The following is a 245-nucleotide window of genomic DNA, read 5'->3' on the forward strand; positions in this document are numbered from 1 at the left end:
TCCGACACTTTGGTGCGCACGCCGGTGACGCCTTTGGCCTGTTTCGGGCACAGGTTGAAGGACTGTCTCTTATACACATCTCCGGCCCACGAGACGTCATATCTGTTTTTGTGTTGGTAGGCAGAGTCAGAGGTGGAGAAGAGAAACTGGGGGAGCGGCGTCGGCGGCGGCAGTTGTGTATAAGAGACAGCTTTTGGGCGAACGCCGGTGGCGCCTTTGGCCTGTTTCGGGCGCAGGTTGAAGGA

At 58.0% G+C, this 245-nt stretch carries 1 pseudogene; it reads right to left on the bottom strand.

Annotation, left to right across the window (positions count from 1 at the left end):
- Window positions 1-245 (bottom strand): annotated as a pseudogene (locus ACQ4LH_RS22220) (hypothetical protein); the annotation flags it as partial.

This window comes from Pseudomonas peli (assembly GCF_050563605.1).
In the GTDB taxonomy this organism is placed as follows: Bacteria; Pseudomonadota; Gammaproteobacteria; order Pseudomonadales; family Pseudomonadaceae; genus Aquipseudomonas; species Aquipseudomonas peli_A.